At 73.0% G+C, this 15,532-nt stretch carries 12 protein-coding genes; 5 read left to right on the top strand and 7 right to left on the bottom strand.

Translation table 11 applies throughout. The annotated features are described in order from the left end of the window. Positions 1-52: 52 nt before the first annotated feature. Positions 53-1,123 (top strand): chitinase, encoded by a 1,071-nt coding sequence (locus ACFVZH_RS00740; protein WP_384890972.1) that lies wholly within the window; start codon positions 53-55, stop codon positions 1,121-1,123. 397 nt (positions 1,124-1,520) lie between these two features. Beyond that, entirely contained in the window at positions 1,521-2,333 is an 813-nt protein-coding gene (locus tag ACFVZH_RS00735) for a DUF1684 domain-containing protein (protein WP_384890970.1), read from the top strand. A gap of 52 nt (positions 2,334-2,385) precedes the next feature. On the opposite strand, the gene ACFVZH_RS00730 is transcribed toward ACFVZH_RS00735, so the two are convergent. The 7 genes from ACFVZH_RS00730 to ACFVZH_RS00700 form a co-directional block, all read right to left on the bottom strand. Next, positions 2,386-4,194, bottom strand: coding sequence for a SpoIIE family protein phosphatase (locus ACFVZH_RS00730; RefSeq protein WP_384890967.1), 1,809 nt, complete (start codon positions 4,192-4,194; stop codon positions 2,386-2,388). A gap of 139 nt (positions 4,195-4,333) precedes the next feature. Beyond that, entirely contained in the window at positions 4,334-5,029 is a 696-nt protein-coding gene (locus ACFVZH_RS00725; RefSeq protein ID WP_384890964.1) for an alpha/beta hydrolase, read from the bottom strand. A gap of 187 nt (positions 5,030-5,216) precedes the next feature. Continuing rightward, a complete protein-coding gene (locus ACFVZH_RS00720) occupies positions 5,217-7,169 on the bottom strand; it encodes an alkyl/aryl-sulfatase (RefSeq protein ID WP_384890961.1) in 1,953 nt (650 codons plus the stop codon). 58 nt (positions 7,170-7,227) lie between these two features. Continuing rightward, complete coding sequence (locus ACFVZH_RS00715) at positions 7,228-7,899, bottom strand: TetR/AcrR family transcriptional regulator (RefSeq protein WP_384890958.1); 672 nt, start codon at positions 7,897-7,899, stop codon at positions 7,228-7,230. Between the two features lie 233 nt (positions 7,900-8,132). After that, a complete protein-coding gene (locus ACFVZH_RS00710; RefSeq protein ID WP_384890955.1) occupies positions 8,133-9,014 on the bottom strand; it encodes a DUF4436 family protein in 882 nt (293 codons plus the stop codon). Positions 9,015-9,037: 23 nt separating this feature from the next. After that, a complete protein-coding gene (locus tag ACFVZH_RS00705; RefSeq protein ID WP_384890952.1) occupies positions 9,038-10,195 on the bottom strand; it encodes an agmatine/peptidylarginine deiminase in 1,158 nt (385 codons plus the stop codon). A gap of 288 nt (positions 10,196-10,483) precedes the next feature. After that, complete coding sequence (locus ACFVZH_RS00700) at positions 10,484-11,065, bottom strand: TetR/AcrR family transcriptional regulator (protein WP_384890949.1); 582 nt, start codon at positions 11,063-11,065, stop codon at positions 10,484-10,486. A gap of 129 nt (positions 11,066-11,194) precedes the next feature. Between ACFVZH_RS00700 and ACFVZH_RS00695 the strand changes: the two genes are divergently transcribed. The 3 genes from ACFVZH_RS00695 to ACFVZH_RS00685 all read left to right on the top strand — a co-directional run bounded on the left by ACFVZH_RS00695 (position 11,195) and on the right by ACFVZH_RS00685 (position 15,523). Then, a complete protein-coding gene (locus ACFVZH_RS00695) occupies positions 11,195-12,784 on the top strand; it encodes a serine/threonine-protein kinase (RefSeq protein ID WP_384890946.1) in 1,590 nt (529 codons plus the stop codon). 112 nt (positions 12,785-12,896) lie between these two features. Beyond that, the gene (locus tag ACFVZH_RS00690; RefSeq protein WP_384890944.1) at positions 12,897-14,048 is read left to right on the top strand and encodes an agmatine deiminase family protein; all 1,152 of its coding nucleotides are present in this window, start codon (positions 12,897-12,899) and stop codon (positions 14,046-14,048) included. Between the two features lie 68 nt (positions 14,049-14,116). Next, positions 14,117-15,523 (top strand): sensor histidine kinase, encoded by a 1,407-nt coding sequence (locus ACFVZH_RS00685; RefSeq protein ID WP_384890941.1) that lies wholly within the window; start codon positions 14,117-14,119, stop codon positions 15,521-15,523. Positions 15,524-15,532: the final 9 nt, after the last annotated feature.

The following is a 15,532-nucleotide window of genomic DNA, read 5'->3' as shown; positions in this document are numbered from 1 at the left end:
TGCTGGAGCGCGCGCGAAGCCTAGGAACACCCCCACGTCCTCAGGAGCACGCATGCCAGGCCCTCGGATCACCCGCATCCTCGGAGCGGGTCTCAGCACCCTGCTCGCCGCCACCGCCCTCGCGGCCGGCGCCGTCCTGACCCCCGCCGCCGCGGCCCCCGCGGCGGAGACCTGTGCCCTCAAGCAGAAGCCCACCGGGAAGGTGCTCCAGGGGTACTGGGAGAACTGGGACGGCTCCGCCAACGGCGTCCACCCGCCCTTCGGCTGGGCACCCATCGACGACCCGCGCTTCGCGGCCCACGGCTACAACGTCGTCAACGCCGCCTTCCCCGTGATCCGTTCGGACGGCACGGTGCTGTGGGAGGACGGCATGGACAGCACCGTCCGCGTCTCCACCCCGGCGGAGATGTGCCGGGCGAAGGCGGCCGGCGCCACCCTCCTGCTGTCGATCGGCGGCGCCGCCGCGGGGATCGACCTCAGCTCCCGCACCGTCGCCGACCGGTTCGTCGAGACCGTCGTCCCGATCCTGAAGACGTACAACTTCGACGGCATCGACATCGACATCGAGACCGGCCTCGTCGGCAGCGGGTCCATCGGCACCCTCTCCACCTCGCAGGCCAACCTGGTGCGCATCATCGACGGCGTCCTCGCCCGCATGCCCGCCGGCTTCGGACTGACGATGGCGCCGGAGACCGCGTACGTCACCGGCGGCAGCGTCGCCTACGGGTCCATCTGGGGCGCGTACCTCCCCATCGTCAAGAAGTACGCGGACAACGGCCGCCTGTGGTGGCTCAACATGCAGTACTACAACGGCAGCATGTACGGGTGTTCCGGCGACTCCTACTCCGCCGGGACCGTCGCAGGGTTCGTCGCGCAGACCGACTGCCTCAACCGCGGGCTCGTGATCCAGGGCACCACCATCCGGGTTCCGTACGACAAGCAGGTCCCCGGCCTGCCCGCCCAGCCGGGCGCCGGCGGCGGGTACATGGCGCCCACGGCCGTCGCCCAGGCGTGGAACCACTACGGCGGCGCGCTCAAGGGCCTCATGACCTGGTCGGCCAACTGGGACGGGTCGAAGAACTGGACCTTCGGCAACAACGTCAAGGCCCTCCAGGGCCGTTGACCCGGCGCCGGGACACCCGGCGACCATCGGGCCAGGGGACGCCCCCGCCACACGGCGATGGCGTCCCCTGTGCCACGACGGGGGCGCACCTCCGCCGCGGTGGCGTCCGCGGGTACCCCTGGTGCCCCGCGCGGGAGTTGTGCTTTGCTGGGCCCATGACCTTGCTCGTGATGCGCCGCCACGTGGACTACGTGCGCGTCACGACCACGTCCTGTTCGGGCTGACACCGAGGCCCTCTCACCGGCGTCCCGCCGCGATCGCGCGGGCACCGTGCACCCCTCGCGCCCCTGAGCGCCGTCCCCGCGCGCGCCCTGCCCGGCTGTCCGCCCCCTGTCCTGGCGTGCCGATGGCGTGGGCCGCGCCGCCCTACGCCCCATCGCACTCCGCAGGAGGACACATGAGCGTCCCGACCGCCACCCCCGCCTTCACCGAGGAATGGGAGGAGTGGCACCGAGGCAAGGACGCCCGGCTCGCCGCCGAGCACGGCTTCCTCGCCATCACCGGCCTGCACTGGCTCTCCGCCGAGCCGCAGCGCGTCCCCGGCGCGCCCGGGACCTGGTCGACCGGACCCGACGGCGTCACCGTCGAACTCGACGAGGGGGAGGAACTCGTCGTCGGCGGCGCGACGGTCCGGGGGCGGCACGCCTTCGGCGCCATCCCGGAGCGCGGCGGTGTCGACGCAGTCTGGGGCGGCGCCGTGATCGAGGTCGCCCGGCGCGGCGGCCACGACGTGGTCCGGCCGAGGCACCCCGACCACCCGCTGCGGGTCGCCTTCGAGGGAACGCCCGCCTACGCTCCCGACCCGCGCTGGGTGGTCACCGGCCGTTACGTCCCCTTCGCCGAGCCCCGCCCGACGACCGTCGGCGCCTCCGTCGAGGGCCTGCGGCACGTCTACGACGCACCGGGCCGGATCGCCTTCCGCCTCGACGGCCGGGAACTGAGCCTGACCGCCTTCAACGGCCACGCCCCCGGCACCTTCACGGTGCTCTTCACCGACGCGACCTCGGGCGTCACCACGTACGCGGCCAACCGCGACCTCCGCGTCGACGCCCCCGGACCCGACGGCACGGTGGTACTGGACTTCAACCGCGCCACCAACCTGCCCTGCGCCTACACCGACTTCGCCACCTGCCCCCTGCCCCCGGCGGAGAACCGGCTCCCCGTCGCCATCGAGGCGGGCGAGAGGATCCCGCACGAACGGCGCGCCTGACCTCCGGGCCGCCGGCGGTACGGGTACCACCGGCGGCCCGGAGGCACGCCGTTCAGTCGTGGAGGTTCTGTTCCGCCCAGACGACCTTGCCGGTGACGGTGCGGCAGGAACCCCAGCGGCGGCAGAGCATGTTGATGAGCTGGAGGCCGCGGCCGCCCTCGTCGCTGAGGTCGGCGTGCTGGATCTGGGGCAGGTCGGGGCCCGTGTCGGAGACCTCCACGACGAGGCGTTCGCCGCGCAGCAGCCGGAGCTCGCCGGGGCCGTTGCCGTAGCGGAGGGCGTTCCCGACGAGTTCCGAGACCACGAGCTCGCACACGTCGGCGAGGTCCGACAGGTTCCACTCGGCGAGCTGATCGGTGACCAGGCGGCGGGCCACGGAAGCGGCGCGTCCCTCCCGCGGCAGCTGCCACACCCGCAGGTCCTCGGTGGTGCCCGAGCTCTGCGCGGCGGTCGTCGCGGTGAGGAGCACCGCCTCGTCGAAACGGGCGTCGCCGGCCGGTGCCTGCTCCACCAGACCGCTCGCGGCGAGGGGGCCCGGCCCCAGGCCGCGGGCGGCCGACCGCAGGAGGTCCAGCTGGTGGTCCAGGTCGGCGCCGCGGGACTTGACGAGACCGTCCGTGTACATGATCAGGTCGCCGCCCTCGGGGACCCTCACGCGGACCGGGTCGTACGGGATCACCCCGGTGCCGAGCGGCGCGCCGACCGGCACGTCCACGAAGTCGGCGGAACCCTGCCCGTCGAGGAGGAGCGGGGGCAGGTGCCCGGCGCTGGCCAGCGTGTACGTGGAGTCGACCGGGTCGTAGACCGCGCACAGGCACGTCGCGACCTGCTCGTCCTCCAGGTCGCGGGTGGCGAGGTCCAGCCGGGCCAGGACACGCTCCGGCGCCATGTCCAGGGTCATCAGCGTGCGGGCGACCGCCCGCAGGCGCCCCATGGTCGCGGCGGCGGGCAGGCCGTGTCCCATGACGTCGCCGACCATCAGCGCCGTACGACCGCTGGGCAGGGCCATGACGTCGTACCAGTCGCCGCCCACCGCGTGATGGGCGGTGGCGGGCGCGTACTCCGCGTGCACGCGTAGACCGGGTGTGACCGGCGTCGCGCGCGGCAGCAGGCTGCGCTGCAGGGTCACCACGTGCTCGCGCTCACGGCTGTACAACCGGGCGTTGTCGATGAAGACGGCGGCCTGCGAGGCCAGGTGCTCCGCCAGCGCGAGGTCCGTGGACGAGAACGGCGGCGTCCCCGGGCCGCGGACGAAGTCGGCGCTGCCGAGCAGCAGCCCGCGGGCGATCAGCGGCACCGCGAGGTAGCTGTGCACTCCGGCGGCCCGCATCTTGGCCGCGGCGCTCCGGGTCGGCGCCACCTTGATGAATTCGTCGTTCCGGATCCGGCTCAGCAGTACCGGCCGGCCCTGTCGCAGACAGTACTCGTGCAGCAGCGTCTCGTGCTGCTCCTCGGCCCGCACGAACGTCTCACCGACCGGTGTCGGCTCCAGCGAGGACAGCGCGTCGACGGCGCACAGCGCGGCGGCCCGCATCAGCGGGACCCCCGTGCCCGTCCACCGGGAGCCCTCGTCGCCGGCCAGGACGCTCTCCAGGATGTCGACGGCGGCCCCGTCGGCGAAACCGGGCACGGTGAACTCGGCGAGCTCCCGCGCGGTGCGTTCCAGGTCCAGGGTCGTCCCGATCCGCGAGCTGGCGGCATTCAGCCACGCGAGCCGCCCGCGGGTGGACAGCCGGTCGAGCGGAACGCCCCCGCCGCTGCGGGGGAACCGCCCGCGCGCACCGGCCGACCGCTGCGCCGTCGAGCTCCGTCCGCCCGAAGCCCGGCTGGTCAGACGCCTCCTCTGGTTGCCGTCGTTCACTCTTTCGGCCTCCACACAGGAACTCGAACGCTCTTGGTGCACAGCATGCACCGGAACCGGCCGACATGCACCAGCCATGCGGAAGACGGATGCGCAGGGAGGCGCCGGTGCGGGGCGGGCACCGGCGATCCGGGGTCGGTCAGCCCGAGGTCTCGTTCGCGGCCGTCTCGATGAGGTTGGCGACGGCCTCGGCCTGGGAGGCGAGGGAGGCGTGGCTCGCGTCGAGCTCGATGGTCTTGCGGGGGTTCATGCGCGCCGCCATGCGGCGCTCGTTCTCGGGATGGATCATGCGGTCCTCGGTGGAGACCTGGTACCAGCACGGCTTGACCCGCCACGCCGGAACGGTGACGGTGTCGCCGAAGGTGGAGGCGAGCGGCGCCTTCTGCGTCACCGCCATGACGAGGGTCTCGTCGGGGCCGAGGTCCTGGGCGAAACTCTCCTGGAACTTCTCCTGCTTGATCCAGAGGTAGCCGTCGGAGTCGGGCGCGAGGTTCTCGAACGCGGCCGGGGGCAGCTCCTGGCTGATCCGGCCGGGGCTCTCCCCGGCGTCGGGGGCGAAGGCGGCGATGTAGACGAGAGCGGTGACGTTGGGCAGGTCGCCCGCCTCGGTGATCACGGCGCCGCCGTAGGAGTGGCCGACGAGGACGACGGGGCCGTCGACCTGCTTGACCATCTTGCGGGTGCGCTCGGCGTCGTCTGCGAGGGAGGTCAGCGGGTTCTCGACGGCGTGCAGCTTGTCGAATCCGCGCTTGCGCAGTTCGACGATGACCTTCGCCCAGTGGGCGGCGCCGCCCCAGAAGCCGTGGACGAGGACGACGGAGGGCTTGGCGCTCATGGTTGCGTTCCTTTGCGGGCTCTGGCGGTCGAAGGCCCCGAACCGGTCCGGATCCGGGGCGGTCGCCCCGTCGCGCCGCGAGGCGGGGGACCGGGGCGGGTCACTCAGAGCGAGTCTGCTGTGCCCCGGCCCGCGTGGCACGGCACGGCGGCCAAGGGGGTGACCGCCGCCGGCCCCCGTACCGGGGTCAGGGCGTCACGATCGGGAAGTCCGTGTCGGGGGTGTCGAGGACCGAGAGGAGCCGGGTCAGGAGGCCGGGGTCGCCGGCCATGGTGATGCCGGCGGTGCCCTTTCCGGCGAGCACGGCGAGGAGCTGGGGTCGGGTCATCGTCATGGTCAGACCGGCGTCGGGGGCGGGCCGGGTGTCGCTGGTCCAGGTCAGCAGGCCGTTGCCGAGGCGCAGGTGCCAGTAGTCGGCGCCGATGTGCCAGTCGACGGCGAGCCGCAGCGACCAGGCCCTCGGCCCGTCGATCCGGACGGCGAGGCTGTCGATGATCTGGCCGGTGGACAGGGCCAGGTACATGTCGGGGCCGAGGGCGGCGGTGGCGTGCGGGGTGATGCCGTGGAGGAGTTCCTGGGCGCCGGTGAGGTAGAAGTTGCGCCACACGGCGTTCTCGACGGCGCGTCCCAACCGTGTGTAGAGCGCGGCGAGTTGGCGCTTGGCCCGGGTGTCCTTCGGGTCGTTGAACACGGCGTGACCGAGCAGGGTGACGGCGAAGCGCAGGTCGCCGCGGTCGGTGTAGTGCCGGGCCCGGGCGCGGACGGCGGCCTGGCCGCCGAGGGACTCCACCCAGCGCCGGGCCTCCTCGACCGGCGGGTGCTGCCACAGGTGGGCGGGGTTGCCGTCGAACCAGCCCATGTACCGCTGGTAGACGGCCTTGACGTTGTGGCTGAGGGAGCCGTAGTAGCCGCGGTTGGCCCAGACGCCCTCCAGCTGGGGCGGGAGACGGAAGGTCTCCGCTATCTCGGTGCCGGTGTGGCCCCGGTTGATCAGCCGGACGGTCTGGTCGTGCAGGTAGCCGTACAGGTCCCGCTGGTGGGTGAGGAGCGCGACGATGGCGTCGTTGCCCCAGGTGGGCCAGTGGTGGGAGGCGAAGGCGACGTCGGCGGCGCCGGCGTAGAGGCCGATCGACTCGGTGAGGTATCCGGCCCAGGCGTGCGCGTCGCGCACCTGGGCGCCGCGCAGGGTGAGGATGTTGTGCATGGTGTGGGTGGCGTTCTCCGCCATGCACACCGCGCGCAGGTCGGGGAAGAGGAAGTTCATCTCCTCCTGGCACTCGGTTCCCGGGGTCATCTGGAACCGGATGCGCACCCCGTCCAGGGTGACCTCCTCGCCCGTGGCGCCGATGAGGCGGGTGGGTGCGATGAGTCCGACGGTGCCGAGCGAGACCGTCAGCCCGAGCCCGCAGCCGACCTGGGCGCCCGCGTTCCTGGGGAGCGTCGAGCCGTACATGTACGCGGCGCGGCGGGCCATCGCGGTCCCGACGTACACGTTCTCGCTGACCGCGTGCTCCATGAAGCCCTCCGGCGCGAGGACGGGCACGTCCCCGGCCCCGTCGGGCAGCACGCCCCGGCAGCCGCCGAAGTGGTCGACGTGCGGGTGGGTGTAGATCATGGCCCGGACCGGGCGGTCGCCGCGGTGGTCGCGGTAGAGCCGCAGCGCCGCCGCGGCGGTCTCGGCGGAGATCAGCGGGTCGATGACGATGATGCCGGTGTCGCCCTCGGCGATGGTCATGTTGGACAGGTCGAGGCCCCTGACCTGGTAGATCCGGTCGGTGACCCGGTAGAGCCCCTGGCGTGAGAGCAGGCGGGCCTGCCGCCACAGGCTCGGGTCCACGGTGTCCGGAGCGTCGGCCCCGTCCGGTGCCTCGGCGAGGAACCGGTAGGCGCCGGGGTCCCAGACCGTCTTCCCGGCGGCGTTCGTGATCGGCCCGCCCGTGAACGCCGCGACGAAACCGCGGTCGGCGTCGGCGAAGTCGGCCTCGTCCTCGTACGGCAGCCCGCCGGTCTCCGTGGGCGTCCGTACGCCCTGGGGGAGGTGCCCGGAGAGGGCCTCGGCGGTCTGTGGGTTCAGCGAGACGGCCGCCGCCGCGGCGCCCATCGCGGCCGCGGTGAAGCCGCGCCGGTTCATCGGAGTCATGGCAGTGCGCACCCTTCTCGGTCGGGCGCCCACTATTGCAGTCCGACTGCAATACGAGTCAAGAGGCGGGCGACTCCGAAAGGCCCGCCGCACCCGGCGCCGCGACACCCAGCAATGCCCGCAGGGTCCGGTCCATCGCCGCACGGGCCGCCGCCTCGCCGAGCCCCCGCCGGGACCTCAGGTGGTCCCAGACCGCCCAGGAGGCGGCGGCCTCCACCGCGTCGAGCAGCCCCCCGGCGCGCTCGGCCCCCGGCTCCCGGGCCAGCTCCGGCGCGAACATCCCGGCCAGGTCGGCCCGCAGCCAGGCGTCGCCCTCGGCCATCACCCCGCGCAGCCCCGGCGAATCCGGCTCCAGGCCCAGCCCGATCTTGCGGATCGGCGACATCACCTCGTACATGCGGCCGCGCTGTACCAGCAGCGCCAGTACCTTGCGGGCCGTCTCCCCGTCGGGCGGGACCGGCTCCACGTGGGCGCGCCACCGTTCGGCCTGCCGCCGGGCGGCGGCCACGTACAGCGCCTCACGGTCGGCGAAGTGCACGAACACCGTCCGCTCGGACACCCCCGCCCGCTCCGCGATCGCCTTCCGGGTGGGCTCCCGCCCGCTCTCGGAGACCAGCTCGAGCAGCGCGTCCACCAGCGCCGCATACGTCCACTCCGGATCGCGCCGGCGCCGCCGCCCCCGCGTCCCGGCCCCCGTCCCCTCGCCGCCGTCGCTCTCTGTGTCACCCATCGGATCATCGTCTCAGAGCCGGTGGAGCCACCGGGCGGGGCCGCCGCGCGTCCCGTGGCCCGTCCCGTCGTGCGTCCTGCCGTCCGTCCCCCTGTACGCCGCAGGACCCTTAACGCCGCAGGACCCGTGGACGCCGCAGGACCCGTCGGCCCACGGCCTACGGGTCCTACGGGTCCTACGGGTCCTGCGATTCCCATGGTGGCGCGGCGAGTCCGGCCCGGCTCCTACGGCGCCTACGGCTCGTCGTCGGCCGCCGCCGTGGCCCGGCGTTCGGCCCTGAAGCCCGTGGCCACCACCGTGACGAGGCAGAAGGCGACGACGATCTCGGCCCAGAGGAAGGCGAGGTAGTCGAGCAGGGAGCCGATCGGCGGTGTGCCCGGGGCGGTGTTGCGGAACGCCGCGAGGGCGAAGAGCGTGGCCGCCATCCAGCCGAGGGCGGGCCACGTCAGGCCCATGCGCCGGGTGACGAGGAACCACGCGCCGGTGAACACCGCGAGGGCGAGCGCCCACATGGCGGCCATCATGAAGACGGCGAAGATGAGCACGCTGTTGGAACGCCCCAGCGAGACGTCGAAGACCGCGGCCCCGCCGTCCTCCGAGGCGTCCACCCCGGCGGAGAAGAGGGCGTCGGCGTTGGTCAGCGTCATGTGGACGGGGACCTTCTCGCCGCCCTCGGAGGCGCTGAACTCGATGGCGGCGTCGTAGGCGTCGAACGGGTAGTCCGTGATCGAGCCGCCCGTCAGGGTGACGGGCAGGTCCATGGTGGCGATCCGGCTGTGCGCCTTGAACGACAGGTCACCCCGGGTGGAGGTCGACGTCTGGAGGGTCAGGTCCCCGGTGGGCGAGACACCGCCGGCCTCCGCGAGCTCTCCGCGCGGGGTGACGAGGACCCGCAGGGTCAGCTCGCGGCCGGCGGCGTCGACCCGCTGGATCGATGCCTCGATGTCCACGCGGTCGGGCTCCGAACTCCCCGCGCCGTACACCCTGTCCAGAGCTTGGCGTTCGCCGAACTGGAGCCACGTCCCCAGGGTGATGGCGGCCACGATGATGAGGCAGCCGAGCGCGGCCGGGAGGACTCTGGCCCGGCTCGGTCGCTGGCGTCGGGTGCGGGACACGTCAGGCTCCTGTGGATCGGCTGTTACTCGACCGGCTTGCCGGGCTGGTCGTGGGTGGCGCAGTGGATCCCGCCGCCTCCGGTGGCGAGGGTGTCGATGCTCAGCTGCACGATCTGCCGCTTGGGGAACTGCTCCTGGAGGATGCCCCGGGCGCGGTCGTCCGCCTTCTTGTCGCCGAACTTGGGCATGTACAGCGCGTCGTTGCCGATGTAGAAGTTGGCGTAGGTGGACAGGAAGTCGTCCGTGTAGCCGGTGACCAGGTCGGGGTCGGGCTGCGGGAGGTCGATGATCTCGAAGTCGCGGCCCTGGGCGTCGGTCGTCTCGCTGAGCACGTCGAACGCCTGGTCCGAGGAGCGCGACCAGGAGTCGGCGGGCATGCCCGGGAAGGCCCGGTCCAGGAGGATCACGCCGGGCGCCGTGAAGCGGACGAGGCTGTCGACGTGGGCGTCGGTGATGTCCTCGCCGCGCACGCCCTTCAGCCAGATCACCTTCTCCATGCCGAGGAGCTCCTTGAGCTCGGCCTCGATCTGGGCGCGGGACTTCCCGCGGTTGCGGTTGTCGTTGACGATCGAGCTCTCGGTGATCAGGAGGGTTCCCTCACCGTCCGTCTCGAAGGAGCCACCCTCGGCGACGAGGGGTGCCTGGACGCGGGGGATTCCGTACTTCTTCAGCAGGAGCCGGCCGACCAGGGCGTCGTTGTCGTGGGTCTGCTTGTTGCCCCAGCCGTTGAAGTTGAAGTCGACTCCGACGACCTTGCCGTCCTCCTCGACGAACACGGGGACGGTGTCGCGGGCCCAGAGGTCGTCGACGGGCATGTCGATGACCTCCACACCCGAACCGCACGCCTTCTGGGCGGCCGCCCGCTGGTTCGGCCTGGCCATCATCACGACGTACTCGTACTCCGAGATGGCGCGGGCGACCCGTGCGATGTCCTGGCGTACGTAGGGGAGGTCGTCCTCCCAGACGGACTCGAGCGCGGGCCACGACATGAAGGTGCGGGCGTGGCTCTCCCACTCGGCGGGCATGCGGAGCTCCTCGTCCGTCGGCGCGGCCTGCCCGGAGGTGGCGGTACCGGCCGACCGCCCCGGGTCGCCGGGGCCGCAGGCGGTGGCGCCGAGCGTGAGCGCGCCGAGACCGGCGAGCACGCGCAGGGCCGAGCGGCGGGAAGGGAGGTCGGACATGGGGGTCTCCGATCGTGGGCTTGCGGGACCAGGAATCCGGTGGGGAAGGGGTGTGGGGCGAGGCGTGTGGGCCGCGCTCTTTTCCGGTCCTGTGAACCAGGGTGCACGCACCGCTCCGGGGACGCCCGGTACCGCGAGGGGGGATTCGGCCTTCGTGTCGCCACTCTGACACTGACTGAATATTCAGTCAAATTCTCTGAGGGGGTGACGCCTGCGGAGCCGCCCCCGCGGACCCCGGACGGCGTGCGGAGCCGCCCCCGCAGGCCCCGGACGTTCGTGCGCCGACGGTCAGCGGCTCAGTCGTTCGAGCTCCACCGTGACCGCTTCCCTCGTCAGCTCGCGGGCGTGGGCCAGCGGCAGGGCGCCGCTCAGCCAGCGCGTGCTGAGCCCCTCCAGGAGGGCGGTCAGCCGCTCGGCGGACGCGGTCAGGGTAGGTGCCGGGGCGGTCGGCCGGATCCGGCCCAGCAGATCCGCGACATCGTGGATCCAGGCCAGGGTGGCCCTGGCCAGCTCGCCGCGCAGTTCCGGCTCGAAGATCGCGCTGGCGCGCAGTTCGCCCCAGGCCGTACTGTTCTCGCGGACCTCGGGGAGGTCCTGGAACTCGAGCAGCAGGGTCTGCTCCAGCTCCGCCCGGGCGTCGTACGGTCTGGCGGCCTCGTCCTCCTCGGAGGTGTACCGGTCGGCCCGGTCGCTGATGAACTCCAGGGTGTGGCGCAGGACGCCGGCCCGGTCCTTGAAGTGGTAGTAGATCAGTGCGGTCGACACCCCGGCCTCGGTCGCCAGCTCCTCCATGCGGAGCCCGCGTACCCCTCGCCGGGCTATGACCCGGGCGGCAGCTTCCAGGATGGCCCTACGGCGGTCCGTGGCCACGTGTTCCCCCTCGTGAGCGGTCTGAGCCAACAGTGTCGCATATTGACTGAATCTTTAGTTAGAGAGACGATGCGCGAGTCTTGTCAGTCGACCCGCGTCAACCGTTCCCTCCCTCGAAAGAGCCACCGCATGCCCGCTCAGCTTCCTGGTGTTCAGCCTGCTCACGCGGCGCTGACGGCCGACGACCCTCGCGAGATCGGCGGCTACCGCCTCCAGGCCCGGCTGGGCTCGGGCGGCATGGGCGTGGTGTACCTGGCTCACACGCCCGGCGGCCGCCCGATCGCCCTGAAGGTGGTGCGGGACGAGTTCGCGGGCGACCCCGAGTTCCGTCAGCGCTTCGCCCAGGAGGTGGCCAGCGCCGAACGCATCCACGGACTGTTCACCGCCCAGGTGGTCGCCTCCGGCGTCGACGCCCCCACCCCGTGGCTCGCCACCGCCTACGTCCCCGGACCCTCCCTGCACCAGGTGGTCCAGCGGCACGGCCCGCTCCCGGTGCGCACCGTCCTGCTCCTCGTGGCCGGCATAGCCGAGGCCCTGCAGGCGATCCACCGCGCCGGTGTCGTCCACCGCGACCTCAAGCCCGCCAACGTGCTGATCGCGGAGGACGGTCCCCGCGTCATCGACTTCGGCATCGCCCGCGCGGCCGACGCCACCGCGCTGACCGGCCTGGGCCTGAGCATCGGCACCGCGGCCTACATGGCCCCCGAGCAGGCGCTGGGCCGTGCGGTGTCGGCGGCCACCGACGTCTTCGCGCTCGGCGCGCTCATCGCGTTCGTGGCCGGCGGCGAGACCCCGTTCGGGGCCGGGCCGGAGTCGGCCGCGCTGTACCGGGTCGTCCACGAGGAGCCCGACCTCACCCGGGTCCCGCACGAGCTGCGGGACCTGCTGGCCTGGTGCCTGGCCAAGAGACCGGAGGACCGCCCCACCACGGACGAACTGATGGCGGCCGTCCACGGCCATCCGCTGGTGGGTCCCCGCCCGGAGTTCTCCGAGGGCTGGCTGCCGCAGTCGATCTCCAGTGAGGTGGCGGGCCGGGCCGTGTCGTCCGGGCCGTCGTCGTCCCTGCCGGGGCGACCCGCCCCGGTGTACGCGCAGCCCACCCTCGCGGCCCCGCCCTCGGCCCCGACCCCAGCCCCGACCCCGGTGGCGTCGCCTGCGGGGTCGGGACGTGAGGGCACCGTCGCGCCGCCCTCGCGGCGGGCGCCGAAGAGCAGGCGCCGCCGGACCGCCACGGTGCTGGTGGCGCTCGCCGTCCTCGTACTGGCCGCCGGCGGCGTCTATGCGCTCACCTCCCCGCAGGGGGAGGGCGGCTCGGCCGGCCCGGACCCGGCGTCCTCCCCGGGCGTCTACGTCCCCGCGGGCAAGAGCGTCGAGCTGACCTCGCCCGACGCCACCTACGAGTTCGACCTGAAGGCGGGGAAGGTCGTCCCCTCGGACACCGCCACCTGGTACCTGGCGCGCGAGCGGTCCGAGTTCGTGCTCCCCGAGGACAGTGACGCCTTCGTCGCGGCCGGCGACGAGCTCGGTCCCGCCGACTGCGTCCGGGGGATCGACACCGAGCCGGTCACCAAGGTCACCTTCGCGGACGTCGCCGACGAACGTCCCTTCTGTGTGCGCAGCGCCGACGGCCAGGATCTCGTCGTCGTGCGGCTGATCGAGGCGCAGGCCGACGGAGGGCCGGTCACGGCGGCGTTCGACCACTATCGCCGGGCCAAGTAGAGCCGGGGCGCCCCCTGCGGTCATGGTCCTTCCGAGATCATTGACTGAATTTTCAGTCTGCGACAGCATGCGGGGGAACACCCGCCTCCACTTCCCTCAAGCAGGAGTTCCCATGGACACGCCCACGACCTCCCGGCGCCGACTGCTCCAGCTCGGCGCGGCGGCGCTGCCGCTCGCGGCCCTCGGATCGGCACTGCCCACGGTGGCCCGCGCGGCCACCAGCCCCTCGGGCGCCACGCTGCGGATGCCCGCGGAGACCGACCGCCACGTCCGGACCTTCATGGCCTGGCCGGCGCTCTCGTCCGTGTGGCCCAACCAGCTCGCCGCCGTCCGCCGCGACATCGCGAGAGTGGCCGGCGCGCTCTCCCGGTACGAGCCGGTCGTGGTCCTCGCCCGCCCCAGCCAGGCGGCCGACGCCCGGTACTACTGCGGAGCGGGCGCGTACTACGGCATCGAGGTCCTCGAGATACCCAACGACGACCTGTGGATCCGGGACTTCGGCCCGACCTTCGTCGTCGCCCCCGGCGCCGTCGCGGGTGTGGACACCAACTTCAACGGCTGGGGAAACAAGCAGACCCACGCCAACGACGCGGCCGCGGCCGCGACCCTGCTCGGCCAGTACGGCGTCCCGCGCGTCCAGGCCGGATTCGTCGGCGAGGGCGGCTCGCTGGAGACCGACGGACAGGGCACCCTGCTCGCCACCGTCAGCTCCCTCGTCAACGGCAACCGCAACCCGGGCATGTCCCAGGACCAGGTCGAGCAGGCGATGAAGTCGGCGCTCGGCATCGACAAGGTGATCTGGGTGCCCGGCCTCGCCGGCCAGGACATCACCGACTGCCACATCGACTGCCTGGCCCGCTTCGTCGCGCCGGGCCACGTCATCCTCGACCAGCCCGGCCCCCGCACGGACCCCAAGTGGGTCGCCGTCTACAACGAGACCAAGAAGATCCTGCTCGGCGCGACCGACGCGCAGGGCCGCCCGCTGACCATCACCGAGCTCCCCGGCCCGGACCGCTACCGCACGCGGGTCGGCAACGGCAACAGCGCCTTCCTGTCCAGCTACACCAACTACTACACCGCCAACGGCGCCGTCCTCGTGCCCCAGTTCGGCGACGCCTACGCCGACGGCGTGGCCTACGGCATCCTCCAGGCCGCCTACCCCGGCCGGAACGTCGTCCAGCTCGACATCGACAACATCGCGAGCGGCGGTGGCGGCATCCACTGCGCCACCCAGTCGCAGCCGGTCGTCCCCCCGGTCCTCTGACCGGACGACACCGGATGACCAGCCGGTCGCCGTCCACGGGCGGCGACCGGCCACGTGGGGAGGGAACCATGCGACGCCGGGCGATCCCGCTGCTCGCCGATCTCGTGCTGGTCGCCGTGACCGGGGCGACCGTCGTGCTGCTGCTGGACTGGGACAGCTGGAGCTCCGAGCAGGGAGCGCTGTTCGGGCCGGTGGGCCAGCTCGGCACCGCCGCGGGGGCGATCGCCGCGGTGCTCGTGCGCCGGCGATGGCCCGCGGCGGCGCTGCTCGTCGCCGCCACGCTCATGGCGTTCGAGCCGCTGACCGGCGGAGCGCTGACGGCCGTGGCGTACACGGCGGGCCTCGACTGGGCCCGCGTCCACCACCGCGTCGTCGTCCTGACCGTGTCCCTCACCGTGCCCCTGGCGGTCACCGTCGCCCACTCGGCCGTGGAACCCGCGCCGATCCTCGAGTACGACGTGATGGTCGTCCTCGTCACGGGCATCGTGTGCGGCGTCCTGCCCGGCCTCGCCGGAGCGCTGGCCGGTCAGCGCGAGCGGCTGGTGCAGGCCCTGGAGGAGCGCAACGCCTTCCTGGAGCACGCGCACCGCTCGGCGGAGGAGCAGGCCAGGTCGCGCGAGCGCTCGCGGATCGCGGGCGAGATGCACGACCTGCTCGGCCACCGGCTGAGCCTCATCGCCCTGCACTCCGGCGGACTGGAGATGGCCGGCGAGACCGGCGACCCCGAGGTGCGCCGCAGCGCCCGGCTGGTGCACAGCACCGTACGGCTCGCGATGGCCGAGCTGCGGGACGTCCTGGGCGTCCTGCGCGCGGAGGACCCGCAGTCGGGCACCTCCGAGCCGCTGACCGCGAACACCGGCACGCACGCGCATGTCGCCGCCCTGGTGGCCCAGTCCCGGACGGCCGGCATCGCGGTGCGTCTCGACTGGACCGGCGAGGACCTGACGGGGGAGAGCCCCACCGCCCGGCGGGCCGTGGACCGGGTGATCCGCGAGGCCCTGACCAACGTGCACAAGCACGCGGCCGCGGCGGACGTACAGGTCGTCGTGCACCGCGAACCCCGCCAGGTGCGGGTCGACGTGCGCAACGGGCCCGAGAGCGCCGGCGCCCGGGCCGTCCGCCTCCCCGGCGGCGACCTCGGCCTGGTCGGTCTGCACGAGCGCGTCCGGCTGCTCGGCGGCACGCTGGCCGCCGGCCCGGCGGACGGCGGCGGATACGCGGTCGACGCCCGCATCCCGCTGGGCGCCGGCTCCACCGTGCCGAGCACCCCCGCCCCGGCCGGAACCCATGCCGTGTCGGCGGTACGGGGCTGGTGGCACCGGCTCCTGCGGTCCGCCGGCCTGACGCTCGGCGTGGCGGGGGTCGTCGCCCTGCAGTTCGTCACCCTCGCCTTCGTCCCGTACCCCGAGGTCGACGAGCCGGACGACGGCGTGGACGCCGCCGTCTCGTCGGTCCACCGTCCCCCCACTTCTTGAGGCTTCCGC

The sequence above is a fragment of the Streptomyces sp. NPDC059534 genome, assembly GCF_042743475.1.
Classification (GTDB): Bacteria; Actinomycetota; Actinomycetes; order Streptomycetales; family Streptomycetaceae; genus Streptomyces.
Note: the sequence above shows the minus strand (reverse complement) of the source record. Positions and strands in the feature narration are given on the sequence as shown.